This is a genomic window from Streptomyces sp. KR55 (genome assembly GCF_052245645.1).
GTDB classification, from domain to species: domain Bacteria; phylum Actinomycetota; class Actinomycetes; order Streptomycetales; family Streptomycetaceae; genus Streptomyces; species Streptomyces flavusporus.
Genome location: NZ_JBQQCE010000916.1, coordinates 1 through 1,292, shown reverse-complemented (window position 1 = coordinate 1,292; position 1,292 = coordinate 1). Strand labels below are relative to the sequence as shown.

Annotated in this window: 2 protein-coding genes; both read right to left on the bottom strand. The window is 71.4% G+C overall.

Going from position 1 to position 1,292, the window contains the following annotated elements; translation table 11 throughout:
• Positions 1 to 317, bottom strand: a 317-nt coding sequence (locus ACTWQJ_RS51490) for an OsmC family peroxiredoxin (RefSeq protein ID WP_443313217.1), incomplete at its 3' end; no start/stop codon positions are given.
• A 106-nt stretch (positions 318 to 423) separates the two neighbouring features.
• Positions 424 to 1,292 (bottom strand): vWA domain-containing protein (locus tag ACTWQJ_RS51485; protein ID WP_443313216.1); only part of this gene is annotated, 869 nt, incomplete at its 5' end.

Here is a 1,292-nt window from a genome sequence, read left to right as displayed (position 1 = left end):
CCGGGGACCGTGCCCTCGACGGTGAGGTGGATACCGGTGATGCCCTCACCGGGCTGGAAGGTCACGTCGGCCGAGGTGATGAGCTTGGTGGGCGGGGTCCCGGCGCCGGTCAGGCCGTGCGACAGGGCCATGGAGAAGCAGCTGGAGTGGGCGGCGGCGATCAGCTCCTCGGGGCTGGTCTTGCCGTTCGCCTGCTCGGCGCGCGACGGCCACGACACCGGCTGCTGGCCGATGCCGGAGGAGTCGAAGGTGACGACGCCGTTGCCCTCGAGCAGGTTGCCTTCCCAGACGGTGTGTGCGGAGCGCGTGGTTGCCACGGTTCTTCCTTTCACATGCTTTTGATGTCACATGCTTGTGATGCCACATGCTTTTGATGCGACCCCGTCTCCGGGGTTCTCGGGCACCATCCGATCACATTCCGGCTCACCGTACGCGGAACACAGGTCCACGGGGGGTGAACGGCAGGCGGGCGCCCTGGGGAACGAGGTAGGCGTGCTCGCGGCGCACCCGCAGCACATCGCACCAGCCGTCCGTGATCACCAGGACCGGCGCGGCCGGCGGGAAGTCGTCCGCGCGGTGCAGCAGATCGATCCCGGGCTGCAGGACCGTACCGCCGCGGCCGTGCACCCGTACCTTCCCCGCGATGTCGGTGACCGGAAGGTAGCCCGCGTCGTGCGGAGCCGCGTCGCAGAACACGACGCGGGCGGCCGGCACGTCCCGGGCCTCGGCGTACGAGGCGATCGCACCCAGCGCCTTGCCGAGCAGCGTGCGGTCCATCGATCCGGAGGTGTCCAGGACGACGCCGAAGGTGCAGCGGGCGATCTCCTCGGGCGGGAAGTACCGGCCGGCCCGGGGAATGTCGGGGGTGGATGCCTGGCGGCGCGAGGGACGGGCGTACGACCGTACGGGCTCGGGGCGGGGCACGAACTCGTCGAACCAGCGGGCGAGCTGCGCGTCCCAGGGCAGCGGCGGCTGGCTGAGCGCGCGGATCTCCTCGACCAGGCCGCCGGGCAGGAAGCCGCGCTCCTGCTGCTGGTGCAGGTCGAGGCCCTGGCAGAGGCCGCGGCGGTAGAACTCGTCCAGGTCGACGTAGTCGCGCGGGCTGCCGAGCGGTCCGCCGAGGATGTCGCCCACGCCCTTGCCGCGCAGGGTCGGCAGCCGGCGCATCCGGCGCAGGTCGCCCGCGATCCGGTCGTACACCTCCTCCGCCGACAGGCCCTTCAGGCCCGGGTCGTGCAGCAGCCCCTCCGGCATCGTGCCGACCTGCATCTCGCACAGCCAGCCGTTGATGA